This is a genomic window from Planctomycetia bacterium (assembly GCA_015075745.1).
GTDB lineage: Bacteria > Planctomycetota > Phycisphaerae > UBA1845 > UTPLA1 > UTPLA1.
The window spans coordinates 3207702-3227564 of the sequence record JABTTW010000001.1; the positions used below are offsets into that span (position 1 = coordinate 3207702).

At 61.7% G+C, this 19863-nt stretch carries 21 protein-coding genes, 1 tRNA gene and 1 pseudogene; 6 read left to right on the plus strand and 17 right to left on the minus strand.

All coding sequences use genetic code 11. The features are described from left to right. Nucleotides 1-235: 235 nt before the first annotated feature. Together HS101_12635 and HS101_12640 are read right to left on the minus strand one after the other, a co-directional pair. Nucleotides 236-1468 carry a GntR family transcriptional regulator gene (locus HS101_12635; GenBank protein ID MBE7507109.1) on the minus strand — a complete coding sequence of 411 codons (1233 nt, stop codon included), beginning with the start codon at nucleotides 1466-1468 and terminating at the stop codon, nucleotides 236-238. Nucleotides 1469-1792: 324 nt separating this feature from the next. Further along, complete coding sequence (locus HS101_12640; protein ID MBE7507110.1) at nucleotides 1793-2809, minus strand: dipeptide epimerase; 1017 nt, start codon at nucleotides 2807-2809, stop codon at nucleotides 1793-1795. Between the two features lie 417 nt (nucleotides 2810-3226). Here HS101_12640 and HS101_12645 point away from each other — a divergent pair, with 417 nt between their 5' ends. The 4 genes from HS101_12645 (at nucleotide 3227) to sppA (ending at nucleotide 7027) form a co-directional block, all read left to right on the plus strand. Next, nucleotides 3227-4336, plus strand: a complete 1110-nt coding sequence (locus HS101_12645) for a 3-oxoacyl-ACP synthase III family protein (GenBank protein ID MBE7507111.1) — start codon at nucleotides 3227-3229, stop codon at nucleotides 4334-4336. After that, complete coding sequence (locus tag HS101_12650; GenBank protein ID MBE7507112.1) at nucleotides 4303-4905, plus strand: isoprenylcysteine carboxylmethyltransferase family protein; 603 nt, start codon at nucleotides 4303-4305, stop codon at nucleotides 4903-4905. Before HS101_12645 ends, HS101_12650 begins: the two co-directional genes overlap by 34 nt. Nucleotides 4906-4938: 33 nt before the next feature. Next, the gene (locus HS101_12655) at nucleotides 4939-5952 is read left to right on the plus strand and encodes an NAD-dependent epimerase/dehydratase family protein (protein MBE7507113.1); all 1014 of its coding nucleotides are present in this window, start codon (nucleotides 4939-4941) and stop codon (nucleotides 5950-5952) included. Between the two features lie 73 nt (nucleotides 5953-6025). Further along, a complete protein-coding gene (gene sppA, locus HS101_12660) occupies nucleotides 6026-7027 on the plus strand; it encodes a signal peptide peptidase SppA (GenBank protein ID MBE7507114.1) in 1002 nt (333 codons plus the stop codon). Nucleotides 7028-7050: 23 nt separating this feature from the next. Here the strand turns inward: sppA and HS101_12665 are convergent. After that, nucleotides 7051-7155, minus strand: a pseudogene (locus HS101_12665) (hypothetical protein). A gap of 26 nt (nucleotides 7156-7181) precedes the next feature. On the opposite strand from HS101_12665, the gene HS101_12670 reads away from it, so the two are divergent. Then, on the plus strand, nucleotides 7182-8201 hold the full coding sequence (locus HS101_12670) for a VWA domain-containing protein (protein ID MBE7507115.1): 1020 nt from the start codon (nucleotides 7182-7184) through the stop codon (nucleotides 8199-8201). 210 nt (nucleotides 8202-8411) lie between these two features. Here the strand turns inward: HS101_12670 and HS101_12675 are convergent, their stop codons facing one another. Next, a complete protein-coding gene (locus HS101_12675) occupies nucleotides 8412-8855 on the minus strand; it encodes a cytochrome c (protein MBE7507116.1) in 444 nt (147 codons plus the stop codon). A gap of 195 nt (nucleotides 8856-9050) precedes the next feature. Between HS101_12675 and HS101_12680 the strand changes: the two genes are divergently transcribed. Then, entirely contained in the window at nucleotides 9051-9857 is an 807-nt protein-coding gene (locus tag HS101_12680; protein MBE7507117.1) for a sugar phosphate isomerase/epimerase, read from the plus strand. Nucleotides 9858-9890: 33 nt separating this feature from the next. Here HS101_12680 and dnaB read toward each other — a convergent pair whose 3' ends face one another. The 13 genes from dnaB to HS101_12745 form a co-directional block, all read right to left on the minus strand. Next, entirely contained in the window at nucleotides 9891-11405 is a 1515-nt protein-coding gene (dnaB, locus tag HS101_12685) for a replicative DNA helicase (protein ID MBE7507118.1), read from the minus strand. Continuing rightward, nucleotides 11341-11892: a 50S ribosomal protein L9 gene (gene rplI, locus HS101_12690; protein ID MBE7507119.1), complete on the minus strand. Its 552-nt coding sequence runs from the start codon at nucleotides 11890-11892 to the stop codon at nucleotides 11341-11343. The genes dnaB and rplI overlap by 65 nt, the downstream gene beginning before the upstream one ends. A 13-nt stretch (nucleotides 11893-11905) precedes the next feature. Further along, nucleotides 11906-12169, minus strand: coding sequence for a 30S ribosomal protein S18 (locus HS101_12695; protein ID MBE7507120.1), 264 nt, complete (start codon nucleotides 12167-12169; stop codon nucleotides 11906-11908). A gap of 37 nt (nucleotides 12170-12206) precedes the next feature. Next, nucleotides 12207-12701: a single-stranded DNA-binding protein gene (ssb, locus tag HS101_12700; GenBank protein ID MBE7507121.1), complete on the minus strand. Its 495-nt coding sequence runs from the start codon at nucleotides 12699-12701 to the stop codon at nucleotides 12207-12209. 45 nt (nucleotides 12702-12746) lie between these two features. Then, nucleotides 12747-13271, minus strand: a complete 525-nt coding sequence (gene rpsF / locus HS101_12705; protein ID MBE7507122.1) for a 30S ribosomal protein S6 — start codon at nucleotides 13269-13271, stop codon at nucleotides 12747-12749. Between the two features lie 68 nt (nucleotides 13272-13339). After that, nucleotides 13340-13912 carry an aminoacyl-tRNA hydrolase gene (locus tag HS101_12710; GenBank protein MBE7507123.1) on the minus strand — a complete coding sequence of 191 codons (573 nt, stop codon included), beginning with the start codon at nucleotides 13910-13912 and terminating at the stop codon, nucleotides 13340-13342. A 45-nt stretch (nucleotides 13913-13957) separates the two neighbouring features. Continuing rightward, nucleotides 13958-14611 (minus strand): 50S ribosomal protein L25, encoded by a 654-nt coding sequence (locus tag HS101_12715; GenBank protein MBE7507124.1) that lies wholly within the window; start codon nucleotides 14609-14611, stop codon nucleotides 13958-13960. A 12-nt stretch (nucleotides 14612-14623) separates the two neighbouring features. After that, complete coding sequence (locus HS101_12720; GenBank protein ID MBE7507125.1) at nucleotides 14624-15586, minus strand: ribose-phosphate pyrophosphokinase; 963 nt, start codon at nucleotides 15584-15586, stop codon at nucleotides 14624-14626. 13 nt (nucleotides 15587-15599) lie between these two features. Beyond that, complete coding sequence (locus HS101_12725; protein ID MBE7507126.1) at nucleotides 15600-16679, minus strand: NTP transferase domain-containing protein; 1080 nt, start codon at nucleotides 16677-16679, stop codon at nucleotides 15600-15602. 37 nt (nucleotides 16680-16716) lie between these two features. Further along, nucleotides 16717-16787, minus strand: a tRNA-Gln gene (locus tag HS101_12730). 422 nt (nucleotides 16788-17209) lie between these two features. Then, nucleotides 17210-18022, minus strand: coding sequence for a site-specific DNA-methyltransferase (locus tag HS101_12735; protein ID MBE7507127.1), 813 nt, complete (start codon nucleotides 18020-18022; stop codon nucleotides 17210-17212). After that, a complete protein-coding gene (locus tag HS101_12740; protein ID MBE7507128.1) occupies nucleotides 18019-18996 on the minus strand; it encodes a prepilin-type N-terminal cleavage/methylation domain-containing protein in 978 nt (325 codons plus the stop codon). The genes HS101_12735 and HS101_12740 overlap by 4 nt, the downstream gene beginning before the upstream one ends. A 3-nt stretch (nucleotides 18997-18999) precedes the next feature. Next, nucleotides 19000-19848, minus strand: a complete 849-nt coding sequence (locus tag HS101_12745; GenBank protein ID MBE7507129.1) for an ABC transporter substrate-binding protein — start codon at nucleotides 19846-19848, stop codon at nucleotides 19000-19002. Nucleotides 19849-19863 lie beyond the last annotated feature (15 nt).

Genomic DNA, 19863 nt, shown 5'->3' on the forward strand with positions numbered 1-19863 from the left:
ATGACCGTCAATCCGATCCGCTACAACTCCGAGCCTGGGCGCCCGGTCCAGAATTGATGCCGCGATCGGTTGCGGCCGGCCGCCCGATACCCTTTGGAGCCTGCCTTGGCAGCCGGAAAAAGCAAACGCGCCGGCGAAAAGCCGACGCGTTCGCTCCCCCCCATTCGGATCGGAGGCATTGTCCGTAGCGCCGCAGAGCGCCCTCCCGCCCCGGGCCGCATTCGGACAACACTTGTTAAATCAAGGCATCAACCGCGCTCATTCGTGAGGGAATCGCTCCCTTGGCGTGTGTGCCGTTTCGACCGTTATGACTCGATTGCGGACGAACCGTCTCCCGAATGCACAGCTCGCCGGGAACGATCACCTCGATGGGCCGTTGACCCTGCCGCGCATCCAACAGCAGCCGCGCCGTCCAGTCGGCAATCTTATTCACATCGAATTCGTATGCCGTCAGATTCGTCTGCTGCGGTGTCGCGTCCCCGGGTTCCATGATGCAGGTAACTGCAAGCTCACCACAGGTCACCAGGCGTGCGACAGTCGTGTCCGCGCGAGCCGCCGCGAGCGCGCACGAACCCACGCAGACGATTCCAACCGCGGCCTTGTGCGTCGTCGCCGCATCCCCGTTGGCGTTCCCCATTTCGGAAAGCAGGCGACCCGGCCAGTCTTTTTCGCCTGTGTGAAGTCGTGTAACGAGACAATCGTGTCGCAGGGCTGCCGTTCGACAGCCCGTCATCACCATGCCCGTTTCGCGGCCGGCCTGATCGCTAGTCAGCACCACGACGCGACGACAGCCGATGAGGAACAGGTGTTCGGCACTATTGAAACCCGCCGCGACGTAATCCGGCATGACGGCGCTGAGCTTGAGATCATCGGCACAACCCGAAAGCACGATCATGGGCACATGGCGTCGCCATGCCTCGAGGACCAGCTTTTCGTCGAGCCCGCCGTTGCCGCCCGAGAGGCGATCCGCGGGAAACGAGATCAGTCCGCCCGATGTTCGGCGATGCGATGAGTGCCACGAGCCCGCCGAGATCCTGCCATGCTCGTCCAGTCGCTCGATGCGGTGACACTCCAGCTTGTGGCCTTTGCGGGAGAGGGCGCTGCCGATCGCCGCGATCATCGCCTTGCGGTGAGGCATTGTCGAACAGTCCGCTGCGTCGAACAGATGGAACACCTTCTCCGACGGATCTGTCGAGGTTCGACCGTTTCCATCGGCGACGAAAGTACCCCGCCCGATGACGCGGACGAGCAGGCCTTCGCTGGCCAGGTCGCACAGCGCCTTATTGATGGTCTTGGCGTTTGCTTCGAAGCGGCGACCGAGTTCGCGCTCTCCGGGCAGTTGTCCCGAAAAATCTCCGCGTCGGATCGCTTGCCGAAGCTGCTCTCGGATTCTCTGGAATTTGTAGCTGAGGCGTCGGGCTTCCGGCAAACCCCTTTCCGCGATGTGCGGCAAGGAATCGTGCTGCATGTGCGATCTCCCATATTTTTTGCGAGGACGATCGCCCGAAAGGCCGACGGCCTGCCGCGACGGTGCACAATTTGGAGCATGCCCCAAAATGAACGCAGGCGCGCGTCAGACATTCAGCCTGTCATGCGATGAACCGGCCGGATGGGCTTTCGCGAGTCGAGTTCGGCCGAAACCGAGTCGCCGCGACGGGAGATCGAAGGGGCGGGTAGGAGGCCTTCGAGAGTCATTCGCCGGTACAAGTAAATTCTTGCATATATCGGGCGTCAGTCAAGGACGAGTTGTATGCCGGCTCATTTTTGACTTAACCAATTGGCCTTAATCGGATTACGAGTTTACGGCGGCCACAGAATTGCGGAATTGTCTGGGAAAAACACCCAGCCCCGGCTCCGGGGAGAGACGCAGGACACCGCCTGCGCCGCCAATCCCCGAAAACGGGTCCTCGGCGAGCAGTAAGTGGCCGTCCAAGTCGATCCAATCCACCAGCGGTGCGAGCTGCAGGGCGGCGGCGATCCCCAGCGAACTCTCCACCATGCAGCCCAGCATGATTCGCAGACCCGCGTCTCGCGCTCGACGAATCATCTCCAACCCCTGTCGAATCCCACCGCACTTGCTCAGCTTGATGTTGATGCCATCGACGTGACCCACCATGCGATCAATGTCATTCGGACGCACGCAGCTTTCATCCGCGACGATCGGTAAAACGCCGGCCCGCTTGAGTTTTCTCAGCCCTTCGAGATCATCAGCCGCCAGCGGCTGCTCGACGAATTCAACGTCATACATCGCCAGCATGGGCAGCTTTCTCAGCGCCTCGTCGACGCTCCAGGCCATGTTCGCATCGACCCGGATAATCGCCGTCGGCGCCTCGCGCCGAATGACTTCGAGGATGCGCTCATCCTGCTTTGTCCCTAATTTGATCTTGAGAATGGGAAACGACGCAGCCTCCCGAACGTGCGCAGCGAGCAAGTCCTGGTCCGACTCAAGCCCCAGCGAAAATGAGGTCAATGGCAGGGAAGGGTCCGTCACCCCAATGCCCTGCCAGGTCGGCTCGCCCCTCTTTTTACCCTGCCAATCGAGAAAAGCGGCATCCAGACCGGCCACAGTCGCAAGTTGGTCACCAAATTCGCCGGTAAGCCCCTCAATGGCCGAACCGAGCTCCTCCGCATCCCTAAACGCTCTGGCGGCGATCTTTGAGAGCGTAAGCTCTGCGGATTCCAGGGTTTGACCGTAGGTATCCATGGGAACCACCTCCCCCGATCCCTGCACGCCGTCATCGTGGACTATTACCCAGATTGTCTCCTTGTCCGTACGGACTGCCTTCGATGTCCGGAAGGGTCTGGCCATTTTCAGTCTCATTCGAGACCATGTGATTTTCATCATTCGCCCTTTTCGGCCGATAACTAAGCTGATATTCTCACCGTCCGCGAAGGAATTATGATGTAGATGCCTTTGTTATGTAAGCGGCGGCCTGCCCTTAGGGGCTTTGAGGGCCGCCGTACTTCATGACTTTGTGCCAGAAATCAGGTGAAACGTTCGATGGTCTCCCGGCGTGGTCTGTCCGGTACCGGTTGCTCATTTCAGGAGCATATTGGCAGCACATCGGTTTTCGGGTAAACATCTTGACTGCCCGATTGGTCCGCGTCTTGCTATTATGTCCGGCCTTGCTGGTGGTGCCGCTTTGGTGATCGTCAGTAGGCCGGGGCACTTGGCAGTGACCGGTAACCTCGTAGAAGATCGGATAGGCTTAGGAGTGCTATGTCCTTGCTACCAGTAAGAATCGCAGGCACCGGAAGTTTTCTCCCGGGTCCGCCGGTACCCAATGATCGGCTCGAAGCCATTCTCGGCCCGCTCGACAAAGCGCCGGCGAAGGTCAGGAGCTTCATCGAAAACCTCGGTCCCAAGATGCTCGATCGCGGCGGCGTCCGCACTCGGCATTTCGCCGTGGATCCCGAGACGGGAAACATGACCTTCAACTTCAGCAGCCTCGCAGAGAAGGCCGCGCGAAATGCGCTCGAGATGGCCGAGATGGAGCCGCAACAGCTCGATCTCATCGTCATCTCCTGCCCTTCGTACGATCAGAGCACGCCGCCGACCAGCACACTGCTTCAGGAGCGGCTCGGCATTCAGACGTGCGCTGAAATGGAGATCCACTCAAACTGCACCGGCGTCGGCAAAGGCGTGCAGGTTGCATACGACGCGCTGCGAAGCGGTCGTTACCGCACCGCACTCGTCGCCTACAGCCAGCTCTCCTCGATCTATCTCCGTAGCTGTTACTTCAATCAGCCCAAGATGGACAAGGTGCATGCCGCACTGCGATGGATCCTCGCCGACGGCGCCGGAGCCCTCGTCCTTCAGGCCGGTCAGAACGGCAAGCCCGGTCGCGAGATCGTCGGCACCTTCGTGGAGTCGGTCGGCGCAGGTCGTCCGGCAGGCATGACCGCCGGCGGCGCAGCCTCCGACCTGATGAATACCTCACATCAGATTCCTGAGTTGTACGCCGACGGCACTCACCACCTGTGGCAGGACTTTTCAGCCGTCAATGACAATGCAGCCCCGCTCCTCTTGCAGGGCCTCTGTAACTTCACGGCCCAGATGAAGATCGATCCCAGCACCGTCGATCACTACGTCGTATCGATTCCGACCCTCCAGCTTTACGAGGATCACATTCCCGCATTCCTTGATCGACTCGGCATCACGCGCGACAAGATCAAGTTCCGCAGCGGGAAGATCGGCTACTGCGGCGGCTCCGCGACCCTGCTCCACCTCGACGAGATGATCCGCAACAACGAGATCAAGTCCGGCGAGTTGGCCATCGTCCATGCGGTCGAGTCGAGCAAATGGATGACGGCGGGTTTCGCGGTCAGATGGTAGACCCTCCAGCCTCGACGCCCTCGGCCAAGCCGGAGAAGCCCTTCGCGCTGCGGGCGTTCGTTTACACCGTCGGCTTTCTCATTTTCATTCTCGGCATCGTCCCCTCGGTGTTTCACCTCCTGGGTGAGATGCCCCTGCGCGATCTCTCATTACGCGATGAAATCCGGCGATTCTGGACTGGCTTTCAGCATCTCGTGGGAATTGGCATCTTCGCCGGAGGTCTCTGTGCCTACGTCGTCTGCTCCGCTTGGCTGATCTTTCACGGACGCGGCCCGCACGTTGAGTTTGATCCGCCCAAGGTCTTCGTCGCCACCGGTCCCTATCGCTGGGTGCGAAATCCCGTCGTGATCACCCTGTTCATCTGCGTCCTCGGCGAGGCGATCTACTTCGGCTCCATCGGCATGTTCGTTCTCCTCGCCGTCGGCTGCGTCTTCGCCCAGTATCAGGTCACGAAAATCGAAGAGCCGCGCCTCCGCGAGCGATTCGGTGACTCGTACACCGACTACTGCAATCGCGTCTCCCGTTGGCTACCTCGCCCGCCCGGTGATTCCGGCCCGTCCGTCCAGTGATGCGGCCGACCGCGTACCGGGTAAACTGATGCCATGAATGCACTCGTCACCGGCGGAACTGGCTTCGTCGGCAGCCACCTCATCGAACACCTTCGCGCCGCAGGCGATAACGTCCGGGCGATCGTCCGCCCCGGCAGCAATCGCGCGTTCGTCGAATCGCTCGGCGCCGAGGCCGTTGATGGCGACCTTGATAACCAAACCTCCCTCGAAGCCGCCTGCAAGGGTATCGATGTCGTCTTTCATTCCGCCGCTCGCGTGGAAATCGTTGGAACCTGGGACGAGTTCCAGCGAACAACCGTGGAAGGCACGCGCCGGCTCGTGAATGCGGCGAATGCAGCCGGCGTCCGCCGTTTCGTTTTCGTCAGCTCATGCGGCGTCTATCACCCGGACCTACTCGCGTCGGGCGAAGTCATCAACGAATTCACCCCGTCCCCACCTCCGCCCAAGTGGTTCTCATACGCCATCGCCAAGCTGAAGGCCGAAGAAGTCGTCAGGACCGAACTCACGCCGGGAACCGAGTGGGTCATCGTCCGGCTCGGCTACCTGTACGGCCCGCGCAATCGAACGATGAAGACCTACCTGGAACCGGTTATGCGCGAGGGGATCATGACCCTCATCGGGACCGGCGAAAACGAAATGGCCATGGTCTACGTCGAAGACGCCGTCCGGGCGCTGGTCCTTGCCGGCAGTTGTCCCGGCGCGGCAGGCACGACGCTGATCGCCGGAAACACCGAGCGCGTCACCCAGCGACAATACTTCGACGCCCTCGCCGACGGCTTCGGCATCCCGCGAGTCACAAGGAAGGTGAACTACTCAGTTGCTTTCGTGGCCGGCTGGGTGGGGGAGTACCTTTTCAAGGATGGCATTAGGGCCGCGGCCGTCCGACGATCCGCTATTGCCCTGACCGGATTGCCGCAGCGCATCAACAGCGACTACACTCAGAAGCTGCTCGGCTGGAAACCGACGACAAAGTTTGATGACGGAATGCGGGCTGCGTTCCAGTGGTATCATCGTGAATACGCGGCGAAAGTTGTTCCCGGCAAGTGATCGCTTCGATGTGAAGTCCCGCGTGACTTTTCACGCTTTCGGCAACAACCCAGACAAGGGCATGGAGGTCTTTATGGCGACAGTAAGCAGGTCGATTTCCGTCTTAACCGTCACCCTCGCGATGTGGCTCTCCGCGTGCGCTCCCACCGGCGGATTCAAGATCACACCGGTTCCCGCGGACCAATCGCTTCAGGAGCAGGTCGTACGGCGAGATCCCGGATGGATCAGCGATCGCATCGCCATGATCGACATTTCCGGCATTCTCATGAATTCCCACGAGCCGGGGTTCTTCTCCGAAGGTGAGCATCCTGTCGCGCTCCTCGTCGAGAATCTCGCCGCCGCCGCCCACGACAGCAGGGTCAAGGCCGTCGTCCTCAGGATCAATTCCCCCGGCGGCACCGTCACCGCCAGCGACACCCTCTTCCAGGAGATCAAGGCGTTTAAGGCCAAGACCGGCAAACCGGTAGTCGCCTATTTTCAGGATGTCGCCGCCAGCGGGGGGTATTACCTCGCCTGCGCAGCCGACGAGATCATGGCCCAGCGAACCACCGTGACCGGCTCGATCGGCGTCATCATGCAAATGGTCAACCTCACCAATACGATGGCCAAGTTGGGGATCGAATCGGATGCCATCAAGTCCGGGCCCTACAAGGACACAGGCAGCCCATTCCGACAAATGCGGGCAGAGGAGCGGGAAATTTTTCAGGGTCTCGTGGACGGGTTCTACCAGCAGTTTGTCGGGGTCGTCTGCGAAGGCCGGCCGAAACTCACCCGGGATGAGGTCCTAAAGCTGGCTGACGGAAGAGTTTACAGCGCTGAGCAGGCCCTTTCGGCCGGTCTGATCGACCGAATCGGCACTCTCACGGACGCCATCGATGCCGCGAAGGCCCGTGCCGGCCTGAAAAGGGCGATTACGGTTCGCTATCTCCGGCCAATGGAGTGGGCGCCGAACATATACGCACAGTCCCCGGCCCCTCCCGCGGCAGGCACAAATATCAATTTTTTGCACCTAAACCTGCCTTTTTTCTGGACAAATAGGCCGACATTCATGTATATTTGGCGTTCAGAAGGGTGAAGCCGCAGCCGTCGCTCTGACGACTAAATGCGGTCGCCAAACATTCGTGCAGCAGCCTTTGATAAAGTCGCTGTATAGAATGTGTTAGCGGCGACCCCGGTTTTGGGAAGCTGTGGGCGTTCGCTCTGGGTGGATTCTTATCGGGAGAGCCCCGATGCCTTTGAGAGTACAGTGTAGGTTCTGCGGACGAATTCTCGTCCTCAACGATGCCTTCGCCGGCGGTCGCTGCCGGTGTCAGCATTGTCGCACTGTCACCGCGGTTCCATCCTCGCACCAATCTTCGCCGACCTCCGCTACATCACGACCTTCTCGCCCGCCGCTGATCGGCGAGGCGCCTTCACATGCGAGCCCGGTCCAGGCGGCTTCGCCTCGCGTTACGGCAGCTCGCCGTCCGGTAAGTCCCGGTCTAAGGCGCCACGTTACCTTCGGACGCGCTTCGGCGGCATTGGGCATCGCCGCGATTCTGGTCGGTCTCCCCGCTTGGTACTTCGCCTTAAGTGGTTCGCGTCAGCCGACCGTCCATCAGACGGTGACGCGCGTCGATACCGTTGCCCTTCCCGAGGCAAACGCAGGGTTGTCCGGTGCGCCGTTGGCGCTCGCCTCCGCCGACCCGCTCAACACCTACTTCGGCCTTCCGCTCAGCGGCAGCATCATCGGCTACGTCGTTGACGGTGACTCGGCCATGACACCCTACATCCACGAAATCGCTTCACTGACCGATGCGGTGAACGCCTCCTTCGTTCCCGGCTCAAAGCGCTACGGAATCGCCCAGACATACGGTGAAGGCGGCGAAGCCGTGGTGGAGGTAGCCGAGCCGGTCGGTGATCTGGAAGGCAGCCGCCTGACGATCTCACCACGGACCTCTGCCGGCCGAACTAATCTCAGCGACGCATTGGGCGTGACCTCCGGCTGGTACGCCGATCAGGTCTTCCTGGTCATGGCCAAGACCGTTGACGCCGAAGAGCTTCAGAAGCTCGCCGCCACCGCCGAGCAGAGCGGCGCGATCGTCAATGTCATCGCCCTCGGTGAGGCCGCCAGGCAGCCCGAGCTCGCCGAAATCGCTGCGGCCTCACGTGGCAAGTTCGTCCCGGTCAGCGACACCGCCCTTCGTGACCTCCTCGCCCGCCAGCGTGCAGCCCAGGAAGATCGCAATCGCGTAGCCGCCGCCCAGTAATCTCCCTCCCGATCGACCACGGTTCATCACAGCAACCCAATCATGATCGATTGCGATAGCCCACTCCTTGTCTGCGCATGCGCGATCCGATTCCGCATGGCCCAAAGGCCGAGTCGGTCTGGCCCTCGCCGATGAGATAATCCCCCAAGGCTGAAGGGCAATCGTGAGAAGGCCCCCGACCTCTGCAGGGGCCCGCTCACGATTTGCAATCTAATGCTTCTTGCCGAATTGATCGTGACACGAGCCGCACGTCTTCCCGATGGCGCTGAACTTCTCCATCGACTCCTTCGCGTCGTGCTTTTTGAGCGTCTTGGCCAGGTCGGCGCACTGCTCCGACATCTGCCCCGCGAGCTTCTTGTAGTCGGCGTGAGCGTTCTGGAATTGATTGGCATTCGCCATCTCGGAGAGGATCCATGCCTTGATCACGGCGTCATCCCAGGTCTCGTCCAGAATGCCGGCCTTGATCCCGCCGAAGAGGTACTTTTGTCCTGCCATCATCTGCTCAAGCTCTTGAGCAGGCTTGAACACATTCGACTTCTTGGGCGATTTGCGGGTTTGCCCCGGTTGGGCCTCCGCGCTGGGTAGCAGGCTCAGCGCGAAGATCGCGCAGAAACCAATACCGGCAACTATCTTCATGTGTTTCGAACTCATCATTCCTTAACTCCTTGTGATCCGGCCTCCGACTCAGCGGTATGGCTTTAAGTAAACGTGGGTTCGCGACGACGGCGATCCCTCCCACAGAGAAACGTCGCACTGCAGATTAACGTTCGCGCAGGCGAAGTAAAGGTTACAATCCCCTTCATTCGGGTCCGCCCGCGTTGTCGGCCCCTGCGATAGGCGTAATGAGCCATGCCAAACCAACTTATCAGTCGGCCGCGGTTGGCCGTGTGCCTCGACGATCTCAAGCTGGAAATCCGCGAGGCCCTCGACATGTCCCGTCGCCTCGGCTTTCGCGCCGTCGACGTCAGCGCCCTCCGCGGCCCCATCTCGCCGGACGAAATGTCCCGCTCCGCCCAGCGCCATTTCAAAAAGCACCTGGACGATCTCGGCCTCCGGTTGTCGAGCCTGCGTGGCCCTCACGGCGGCAGCGGCTACGACGATCCCGCAACCGGCGATCGTCGCCTCGACGCCATGCGTCGCATCATTGCATTGGCTTCGGAGATGCGCGTCCCCGCGGTTTCCACGCTGCTGGGTCCCGTTTCAAACACCTCTGATAGCAAGGTCGCCCCGCGCATTCGAGAGACGCTCAATCTCCTCGCCGAAGACGCCGACCGTCTCGGCGTCACCGTGGCCATCGAGACATCCGGGCTCACCACCACCGCGCTCCGCGATCTCCTGGCTGACATCAACTGCCCATCTCTCATGGCCTGCTGCGACACCGGCGCCATGCTCATGCAGGGAGAAGACCCGCATCGCGTCGCCGAACTGCTCGGTGGAAGGATCGGCCTGACCCGAACGCGCGACGCCGTCGCGGGCTCATCCGGGGCCATGGGCCATGAAGTGGCGATGGGGGAGGGGCAGCTCAGCCCGCCGGCGCTGCTCGCCTCGCTCGCGGAGGCCGGCTTCACCGGTGACATGGTGATGACACGAACCGGCGGCTCATCAGTCGCCCAGGACCTCATCCGTGCACGGCAGGCCTTTGAATCCCCATTGTAATCACGCTGTATATTGACTTACCGGGCAGACGGATCAGAACGGCGCATCATCCGCCGCGCCGCCCGACATATCTGTGCCCCCGCCGTAGCGGCCTGGCTCGTAATCCGTGTCGTGGATATACGCCGGGGCGGCATTGTCGAATCGGGTGAACTGAGGATTGAAGTGCAGCTCCACATCCCCGGTCGGTCCGTTTCGCTGCTTGGCGACGATCAACTCCGCCTTGCCCTTGAGCTTGTTCGCCAGGTCCATCCCCTCGGACGTGCCCGTCTTCTTCTTGTTCAGGTAATACTCTTCGCGGTGCAGCAGGATGACCACGTCGGCGTCCTGCTCGATGGCCCCGCTCTCGCGCAGATCGCTCATGCGCGGGCGATTGCCTTCCCGGCCTTCGACCTGCCGATTGAGCTGGGCAAGCGCGACCACCGGAATGTTCAACTCGCGGGCCAGTGCCTTAAGTCCGCGGCTGATGGCGGAGATTTCCTGCTGACGGTTCTCCCTTGATGCCCGGTCATACATCAGCTGAAGGTAATCGACAAAGACGATGCGAATATCGTGCAGCATCTTGAGCCGCCGCGCCTTGGCCCGCAGCTCCATGACGCTCATCCCCGCCGTATCGTCCACGAAGATCTTGTAATTGCGCATGTTGCCGCAGACCAGCTTCAGCTTCGTCTTTTCGGAGTCGGTCAGCCGCCCGTGACGCAGCTTGTGCAGATCGACCTGGGCGTGCGAGCACATCATGCGCTGGGCCACCTGCAGCTTGCTCATTTCCAGCGAGAAGAACGCGCACGGAATGTTCTCGACGATACCGACGTATTCCAGAATCGAGAGCCCCAGCGCCGTCTTGCCCATGCTCGGCCGCGCCGCAACAACGAGGAAGTCGCCGTTCTGCATGCCGCCGAGCATCGAGTCCAGCTCGGTAAAGCCGCTGGGCACCCCGGTCAACATGCCTTCTTCAAACACGTCGATCTGCCGCATCGTCTCATCCAGAAAGTCGCGGATGGCGACTGCCTGGTTGCTGACGCGCTGCTCCGTCACCGCGAAGAGCTTCTTCTCCGCGTCGTCCAGGACGGTGCCCGCGTCGTCGTGCGAGTCATACGCCGAATGAAGTATGTCGCTCGTGCACGAAACGAGGTCGCGCAGCAGGCCCTTGTCCCGCACGATTCGGGCGTAGTATTCGGCGTTGGCGGCAGAGGGGACGGACCGGCAAAGGTCAATGAGATAATCGCGCCCGCCGATCTCCTCCAGGAGCCCGCGACGGCGCAGTTCGTCCTCCAGCACGATCAGGTCGATCGGGCGGTTGAGGTCGTACAGGTCGATCAGGACTTCATACAAAAGGCGATGGTCCGGTCGATACAATCGACCGGACTCATCGCGGGGAATGATTTGCAGCACGAGGCCGATCGCATCCTTGTCCAGCAGCATCGAGCCCAGAAGGCTCGCCTCGGCTTCGAGGTCCTGCGGAGGAATGCGACCCCCGGCGATCGGGTCAGTCGTCCGCGCTGCCGGGGTCGGTCTGGGTTGCGACGGCTGCGTCGGCGTTGTCGGCGACATGTGTGACCTCCGTTTCACCCTCATCGTCAAGATCGCCGGCAATCTTCTCCGCCACGACCCATACCTTGATCGTCGCGCGGATATCATCCGCCAGCACAACCGGCACTTCCTGTGAGCCGACTTCCTTGATGTTGTGCGACATCTTGATCTGGTCGGCGTGAACCGAGTGGCCCTCCTGGACCAGGGCGTGGGAAATCTCCCGCGGGCCGACCGAGCCATACAGGTGCCCGTCAGGCGTGCAGGCGGCGCTGATCGTCACTTCCTGACCCGTCAGGCGCTCGCACGTCTTGAGCAGCACCTCGTGGATCCGAGCCCGCTCGGCGGCGGCGATCTTCTTGTCTTCCTCGATCGCCTTCAGGTTCGCCTTCGTCGGTTCCAGCGCCAGGTGATGCGGTAAAAGGTAATTCCGAGCGTACCCCGACGTCACCTCGACGATGTCGCCGCAGAGGCCCAGTTTGGCAATGTCTTTTCGTAAGAGCAGTTTCATGAATCAATCACTCCTATCCGGAAAACGGCATGAGGCCGATGAATCGGGCCTGCTTGACGGCGCGCTTCATGGATCGCTGGTGTGCCGCGCAATTGCCGCTTCTCTTGCGGGAGAAGAGCTTGCCCTGGCCCGAGACCAGCTTCAACAGCGTGCCGAGGTCCTTGTAGTCCAGTTCCGTGACTTTCTCGCGGCAGAAGCGACACTTCGAGGGCTCGCGCACCTTCGAGCGCTTCTGCTTCTTGTCATCCTTTTTCTTGAACGACTTGTAGGGAGGCATGTTTTCTCTGTCCTTTCGTCGCGTCCGATTGCACTCTTCAGAACGGAATATTGTCACCGCCGCCGGTAGATTCGTCGATCGGCGGCATTTCGTCGTATCCACCACCACTACCACCACCACCACCGCTGCTGCTGCCGCCGCCCGCACGCGCAGGCTCTGGAGCCCGGCCGCCCGTGCGACCGCCGCGGCTCGAATCACCGGATGGCGCACCGAGAAACTGGAAGGTGTCAACGACCACGTAGAGCTTGCTGCGCTTCTGGCCGTCTTTGCCTTCCCACTGATCGAAGCGGAGCTGGCCTTCAACAAGGATGGGCTTGCCCTTGTTCATGTATTGATTAAGCGTTTCGGCCTGACGACCGAATGCCCGGATATCCACGTACGTCACGTCCTCGCGCTGTTCCCCCGTCTGCGACTTCCAGCGACGGTTGATCGCCATGCCGAACTCGACGACCGGCGTATTGCTCGGCAGAAACGAGAGCTGCGGATCGCGGGTCAGATTCCCGGCCAGGATGACCTTGTTAAAGTTCGCCATGCGTTGCTCCTTGCTCCTCGCGGATCGTCACTTGTTCTCACCCGATCATTTGTCGTCGGCGTCGTCGGAATCCAGGTCGGGTACCTCGTCGTCCTCGTCGCTCGACTTCGCGGTGGCCGTCGCGGCCTCACCCTCGCCGCCCCGATCGCGGCGCTCTCCGCCGAATCGGTCTCCACCGAAGCGATCGCCGCCGAACCGCTCGCGTCCGCCGCCCCAGTCGTCGCCGCGCGACGGCGCCTTCGGCGGAGGCGGTGCGTTAAACGCCTTCTCAATCGCCTCCGGCGTCAGCTTGTCGTGACGCAGGATGATCACCCGAACCGTCTTTTCGCTCAGTTGCGCGTCGCGCTCCAGCGGCGCGATCTTCTCCGGCGCAGCCTCGAAAAAGCAGAGCATGTACAGCCCCCGCTTGTTCGGGCCGATCGGATAGGCCAGCTTGCGCTCGTCCCACTTTTTCACACCGAGGACATTCGCCTCCGCGCGACCCAGCAGACGCTTGATTTCAGCTTCCGCCGCCGCTTCATCCGTCGCCATCGCCGGATCCATCAAAAACATCGCTTCATAGCTCTTCACAAGTCACTACTCCTTACCAGTTGCGCCGCACGGAAGTACGCTATCCGGGCATCCTCAATGGCGACGCGTCACGTCTTGTCGTTTTCCCGATTCGTATCGTTCATCGCCGCGGCGATTTCTTCTTTAATCCACTTCTCGACGGCATCGGCCGCCTTCGGAATCGCAGCGTCGATCGTTTCCCTCTCATCCTTCGCGAACGGCGACGTCACGAAGTCCGCGATATTGCCCCGGGCCGGACGCCCGATCCCAACTCGCAGTCGGGCGATTTCCTCGCTGCCCAGGCAGCGAACGATGTCGCCCAATCCCTTCTGACCGCCCGCCGAACCCGTCGCCCGCATCCGCAGCTTGCCCAGAGGCAGGTCCACGTCGTCGGACACGATGATCAAGTCCTCAAGCGGCGTCTGAAAAAACTGCATCGTCGCGACGACGCTCTTGCCGCTCAGGTTCATATACGTCATGGGCTTCAGCACGCAGGCCCTCACGCCCGCGACAAGCCCTTCGAAGATCAGGCCGGAGAACTTGTCCTTGCCCGATCCCAACTGCCATCGATCGACCAGCACGTCGGCGACGCGAAATCCCACGTTGTGCCGGGTCTCGGCGTACTGTCGCCCCGGGTTTCCTAGTCCAACGATCAGCTTCATGCCGCCGCTCTGCAATGGGCCATCGCGATGCCGGACGGCGATGTATTATTCCTTCTCTGCGTCGCCTTCTTCCTCGTCTTCCTTGCCCTTGGCGATGACTTCCGGTTCCGTCGAAGCGCCCTCGACCGGTGCGGCGTCCGTCGTCTCCGCCTGAACCAGCGGCAGGCGAACCGTCGCAACCACCGAATCGGAATCGCTGGTCGCCGTGATACCGGCGCCCAGTTGCAGGTCTCTCACATAGAGCACCTGGTCGAGTCCAACGTCCGCCACGTTCACCCGCACGTGCTCGGGAATGTTCGTGACGAGGCACTCCACCTCGATGTCGTTCATTTCCTGTCGGAGCACGCCGCCGTCGGCTACGCCCTTCGGCGTGCCGCGAAGCTCGATCGGAACCTTCACCGTGACCCGCTCGTTCAGGTCCACCCGGGCAAGGTCGATGTGCAGGATGCTCGCCCCGAGATGGTCGTACTGCGCGTCCTTGAACAGGCACGGCTGGCTCTTCGAGCCCAGGTCGAGCGTCACAAGGTGCGCCCCGTGTCGAAGCTGAATCTCCACGTCGCGATAGTTCAGCGTGACCGGCTCCGGATCTTTCTTGTGACCGTAAATGATCGCCGGAAGCTTGCCGGAGCGGCGCAGGCGCATCGCAGCGCGGGAGCCCGCGGACTTTCGGGGTTCTGCCTTCAGTGTTGGAATGTCCATCGTCTACTACCTCTAGTCGTTGTTGTGAAACAAACTGCTTACCGATCGATGCTTGTGTATCCGCGCGATCGCCTCGCCGAAAATGCTGGCCACGCTGAGCTGAACCAGGTTCGGCAGACGCTTGCGCACTTCGTTGGAAATCGGAATCGTGTCGCTCACGGCGATCTCCGTGAACGGGGCATTGCTCAGTCGCTCGAGGGCCGGGCCCGCGAACACCGCGTGCGTCGCCGCGCCGCGGACGCTCTTCGCTCCGCGCTCGATGCACACCCGGGCCGCCTCGCACACCGTTCCCGCTGTCGCGATCATGTCGTCGATCATGACCACGTCACGACCCTCGACCTCGCCGATGATGTTATGAACGATCGCCGTACTGCCGCTCGTGCGACGCTTGTCGATCACCGCCAGATCGCAGCCCATCTTCTCCGCGTACATCCGGGCACGCTTGACGTTGCCCACGTCCGGGCTCACGAAGACGACGTTCCTGTAATCGAGATTCTTGAAATGCTTGGTGAATGCAGGCTCGGCCTGAAGGTGATCGACAGGAATATCGAAAAAGCCCTGAATCTGCGCCGCGTGCAGGTCCATCGTCAGGACCCGGTCCGCCCCCGCCTCGCGAATCAGATTGCTCACCAGCTTCGCCGTGATCGGAACCCGACCCTCATCCTTGCGATCTTGTCGGGCATAGCCGTAATACGGCAGCACCGCCGTGATGCGCCGTGCCGATGCGCGACGCAAGCAATCCATGAATACCAGCAGTTCCATCAGGTGTTCGTTGACCGGCCGGCAGGTCGGTTGAATGACGAAGACGTCTCGCCCGCGAACGTCGTCGTTGAGCTTCACGAACAGTTCGCCGTCGGGGAATGTCTCCGCATGGGCCCGGCCGGGGCGGGTTTCCAGGTAATTGCAGATCCCGTCCGTCAGTGCCGGATTGCTCCGACCGCTGAAGATTTTGAGTTCTCCATCTGGGTTGATCATGGGCGAAGCCTCCTCATGGACAACCTGACGAAGCCGGCGGCCTGCGAACCACCTGCACCGTTCGTTTACTGGTTTGCTGAGACGTCATGCGATTCGCCGCCGCGTCGAATCCACCGGTGGCGGACGGACCGATCGTCGTATTGTCCGCTGCGCTCAAGCCCGCCGCCACGTGCGAAAAAGGCCCGACTGTGCAGCCCGCGCCGATGCTCGCGCCCCGTTCGATAAACGTAAACGGGCGAATCACCGTGTCGCGCCCGATCTGCGCGTCGCATTCGATCCAAGTATTGCTCGGGTCAACAATCGAGACCCCGCTCTCCATCCACGCCGCCTGGATGCGCCGCTGCATGAGACCGTTGACCATGGCCAACTCGGCACGCGAATTGATGCCGGTCGCGTCCTCGGCAGGCAGCTTGACCGGCGCGACGACGCGCTTGCCCTCGCCGCGGAGGATCGAGAGGGTGTCGGTGATGTAATACTCGCCCTTGGCGTTGTTCGGTGTGATCTTGTCGAGCGAGGTAAACAGCGCCTCGGCGTCGAAGCAGTAATAGCTGGGATTAACTTCCGTGATCTTGAGCTGTGCCGGCGAACAGTCACGATGCTCGACGATGCCGGTGAATTCGCCCTTCCCATCGCGGATGATCCGCCCGTATCCCGTGGGGTCGTCCAGTACCGTGGTCGCCAGCGAGGCCGACGCCGTCGCAGCGCGATGAGCTGTGATCAGGTTCTTCAGCGTTTCGGCATTCACCAGCGGCATATCCGCCGCGATCACCACGCAATCGCCTGAAAAACCGGCAAGTGCCTCGCGACACATCATCACCGCGTGACCGGTGCCTTTCTGCTCCGTCTGCTCGACAAAGTTGACGCCCGGCTGCTGGTCGTACGCCTGAATAATCGCATCCTTCGCGAAGCCCACCACGACATAGAACTTCTCAATGCCCGCGTCACGGCATGCGTCCAGCACGTGCCCCAGCATCGGTTTGCCGCAAACCTCGTGCATGACCTTCGGCAGATCGGTCTTCATGCGCGTGGACTTCCCGGCAGCCAGAAGAACGGCCGCGAGCCCGCGCGATGATTCCGCTTGTGATTTCGTCATCTGCGATCGTGTCCAAAAAACAGGGCGGCGAAAACTACTACCCGGCGAGGACTCGAACCTCGACAAACAGGACCAAAACCTGTTGTGCTACCATTACACTACCGGGTAAATCGCGGTAGCGACTCGATATCGTCCGACGACAAACCGTCAACGGCAAAGCGGCCGCGCTCATCACGCAGCGCGCAACCACGGATCACTGACGATTCATCTCCAAGGCAGCCGGGAAAGCCGATGGACGGTTGTCCGCCGAAGTTCCCAAGAGTTTCAGCCCCAATTGAGGAGCCAGATTGGACGCGGCTGCGATTGGGTCACTCCCAGGGCTAGTGCGCTCGGCCGCGTGCCGAATGCCCTCAGGTCGCCACCGCCTTCTCGGCGCCATCGACCTGCCCCGTGGGGAGAGACTACCGGCATCGGGAGCTTCCCGAACGCCGAGCGAGAAGTCTAATCCCCCGTAAAACCCCCGTCAACCGTGTGATTTACGCCGATTTACCACCACCGGTTTGCGCCAAATAGGAGCCCCCGTCCGAGAACTATTCCTTCAACCGCCGCCGGGCAATCGAAACGGCCTCCCTGGCGGCGTCGCACCCGATGAACCGCCGCCCCAATCGCTTCGCCGCCACCAGCGTTGTCCCGCTGCCGCAGAAGAAGTCCGCCACGCAGTCCCCCTCGCGCGTGCTTGCCCGGATGATCCGGTCGAGCAGCGCCAGCGGCTTCTGCGTGGGCCAGCCCTGTCGTTCCAATGAGACCGTCGAGAGAAACGGAATGTCCCAGACATCCGTCAGCGCCGGGCCCGCCGCGTTGAAGTAGAGCTTCCCGCGCGTCGTGGATTTGTACGGCCGTCCGTCCGTCTCAAACTTGAGCCCGTCCGTCCGGAACACGCCTTCGCGCAGGACATTGAACCGCTGCGACCCGATCTTTTTGGCATACACCAGAATCGTGTCGTGCTTGCGCCCGAACCACTGGCGCGAGACGCCGCCGGTTCGATAGTGCCAGATGATCTCGTTGAGAAAGTTCTCCTCCCCGAAGATCGTATCCAGGCAAATGCGAATGTACGCCGCGACGCGCCAATCGAGATGGACATAAAGCGTCCCGCTCCGCGCCAGCAGCCGATGACACTGCTCCAGTCTCGGATGCATGAACGCGAGATAGCCCTTGCGCCCGCCAGCGAATGAGTCCGCGTACGCCGCCTTTTTGTCTCGCTGTTTTCCCTTTTTGCCCGCCACGGTTCGCTCGCGGCCCGTCAGGAAGGGGGGATCGATATAGATCAGATCGCAGCAGCCGTCGGGCAGTCGCGACATGACTTTCAGATTGTCGCCCGAATGAACGCGATTAACGTGCGTCATGGCGCCGGGCTCTTCGTCGGCAGGGCGGGGGGGTCGAGGTCTCGGCTGCTGCCGGAAAACCACGTGTTGTTCGGCCTGTCCGGCGTCGACTCCAGATCGACAAACGCCCCATTGGGCAGCACGCGATATCCGATCGTCTGCGGCAGCACGGAATCGACGTGCCCATCGCAGAACACCGCGTTGGCCTTGGTCTGATGACGCGGATCGACCGCCGTGCGCGGCGTCCCGGCATCGCCCGTCCCGCGATCTGAAGTCGCCGTCAGCCTCGGCGGGTCCAGCGTCCAGCCGTGATTGCCGGTCTCATTGAAGCCCGTGCCGCGCAGGCTGTATTCCTTTCGGTCGCTCGCCGGCACGCCCGCCGCCGTTCCCATGCAGTCGGCGGCCATCACCGTTCCCGCGAAGCTGGCGATGCTCGACCGATTCACCGGGAAATTGATGAACTTCCCCGCCGCCTGCCGCGAGTTGCCGAGGAATTGGTGGTTGTAGCCGTAGCCCGCGTTGCGGTTGTCAGTCCACTGCGGGACCGTCGGGCACAGATAGACATTGTTGGTGTAATCGAGTCGATCGACGTCGGTCCGCGGCATGTCATAGGCGTAGATGCCCACATACTTGCCGATTATCGCGATCCAGCGCGGCCGATAGGCCAGCCCGTTGCCGACGTCGTACCAGTTCGCCGGGTTCGACACGCCGCCGCCCTTGTTGTACAGCCGGCCCGGCGGCGACACGTCGTCGTGATCGTCCGCGTACATGTGCCAGCCCGCGCCGATGCTGCGAAGCCGCGACTGACAAAGCACGGTCCGGCTCCGCTGCCGCGCTCCGGAGAGCGCAGGCAGAAGAATGGCGATGATGATCGCGATAATCGCGATCACAACAAGCAGCTCAATCAGGGTAAACGCGCGTCGCTTCACGGGGCCATACCTCCGGCGCAGAACGAGCGCCGTTGTATCCACTCTGCCCCCAATGGCAAGCGACATGCGCTATCCAATAAACTCAATCTCCCCCGCGTTCGGCACCAGGCCCGCCTCGTGCGCCTTCTTTAGGAGCAGCCGCACCGCCGCGCGGCCTCGCTCGCCGTAGTCCAGCGTCCACTTATTAACATACATCTCGACGAACTGATCGGTCAGCTTCGTGTCCAGCCCCCGGCCGAACGACAGCGCGTAGTCGATCGCCTCGCGCCGGTGATTCAGCGCATGCTCAATCGACGCCTTCAGCAACTTCGCCACTTCGGCCATCCGCTGAGGGCCCAGGTCGCGGCGAATCACGTTGCCCCCCAAGGGCAGCGGCAGGTCGGTCTGCTTCATCCACCACTCGGCCACGTCCACCACCTTGTGCAAGCCCTGCCTGGCATAGGTGAGCTGCGCCTCGTGGATGATCAGCCCGGCGTCCACCTCTCCGCGCAGCACCGCGTCGGGAATCTCGTCGAACATGACCGTCTTATGCTTGAAGGCCCCGCGGCCCATGCACAGGTTCAGCGCGAGGAAGGCCGTCGTCCGCTCGCCGGGAACCGCGATCGTCTTGCCCGCGAGGTCGGCCAGCGTCCGCGGCTCGCGGCTGATGACCATCGGCCCGTAGCCGTCGCCCATGCTGCACCCGCAGGCGAGCAGGGCATAGCGGTCCTTCACGAACGGGTAGCTGTGAATGCTGATCGCCGAGACTTCCAGCTCGCCCGACTCGGCCCGGCGGTTGAGCGACTCGATGTCGGCCATCTCGTGGGTGAACTGGTAGGGCCCGGTGTCGATGAGGTCCTTGGCCAGAGCATAAAACATGAAGGCGTCATCCGGGTCCGGCGAGTGGCCGACGCGGATCAGTTGAGCGGCTTGGATCATTTTCTTCCCTGTGGC

Bases quoted from the DNA above. Each gene is read 5' to 3' on its own strand.
- HS101_12650 (MBE7507112.1), top strand. From the start codon at position 4,303: ATGGATGACGGCGGGTTTCGCGGTCAGATGGTAGACCCTCCAGCCTCG.
- sppA (MBE7507114.1), top strand. From the start codon at position 6,026: ATGGCGACAGTAAGCAGGTCGATTTCCGTCTTAACCGTCACCCTCGCG.
- HS101_12740 (MBE7507128.1), bottom strand. From the start codon at position 18,996: ATGTCGCTTGCCATTGGGGGCAGAGTGGATACAACGGCGCTCGTTCTG.
- HS101_12710 (MBE7507123.1), bottom strand. From the start codon at position 13,912: ATGAAGCTGATCGTTGGACTAGGAAACCCGGGGCGACAGTACGCCGAG.
- HS101_12745 (MBE7507129.1), bottom strand. From the start codon at position 19,848: ATGATCCAAGCCGCTCAACTGATCCGCGTCGGCCACTCGCCGGACCCG.
- HS101_12695 (MBE7507120.1), bottom strand. From the start codon at position 12,169: ATGCCTCCCTACAAGTCGTTCAAGAAAAAGGATGACAAGAAGCAGAAG.
- HS101_12735 (MBE7507127.1), bottom strand. From the start codon at position 18,022: ATGACGCACGTTAATCGCGTTCATTCGGGCGACAATCTGAAAGTCATG.
- HS101_12655 (MBE7507113.1), top strand. From the start codon at position 4,939: ATGAATGCACTCGTCACCGGCGGAACTGGCTTCGTCGGCAGCCACCTC.
- HS101_12670 (MBE7507115.1), top strand. From the start codon at position 7,182: ATGCCTTTGAGAGTACAGTGTAGGTTCTGCGGACGAATTCTCGTCCTC.
- HS101_12680 (MBE7507117.1), top strand. From the start codon at position 9,051: ATGCCAAACCAACTTATCAGTCGGCCGCGGTTGGCCGTGTGCCTCGAC.
- dnaB (MBE7507118.1), bottom strand. From the start codon at position 11,405: ATGTCGCCGACAACGCCGACGCAGCCGTCGCAACCCAGACCGACCCCG.
- rplI (MBE7507119.1), bottom strand. From the start codon at position 11,892: ATGAAACTGCTCTTACGAAAAGACATTGCCAAACTGGGCCTCTGCGGC.
- ssb (MBE7507121.1), bottom strand. From the start codon at position 12,701: ATGGCGAACTTTAACAAGGTCATCCTGGCCGGGAATCTGACCCGCGAT.
- HS101_12715 (MBE7507124.1), bottom strand. From the start codon at position 14,611: ATGGACATTCCAACACTGAAGGCAGAACCCCGAAAGTCCGCGGGCTCC.
- HS101_12720 (MBE7507125.1), bottom strand. From the start codon at position 15,586: ATGATCAACCCAGATGGAGAACTCAAAATCTTCAGCGGTCGGAGCAAT.
- HS101_12725 (MBE7507126.1), bottom strand. From the start codon at position 16,679: ATGACGAAATCACAAGCGGAATCATCGCGCGGGCTCGCGGCCGTTCTT.
- HS101_12640 (MBE7507110.1), bottom strand. From the start codon at position 2,809: ATGGCCAGACCCTTCCGGACATCGAAGGCAGTCCGTACGGACAAGGAG.
- HS101_12635 (MBE7507109.1), bottom strand. From the start codon at position 1,468: ATGCAGCACGATTCCTTGCCGCACATCGCGGAAAGGGGTTTGCCGGAA.
- HS101_12675 (MBE7507116.1), bottom strand. From the start codon at position 8,855: ATGATGAGTTCGAAACACATGAAGATAGTTGCCGGTATTGGTTTCTGC.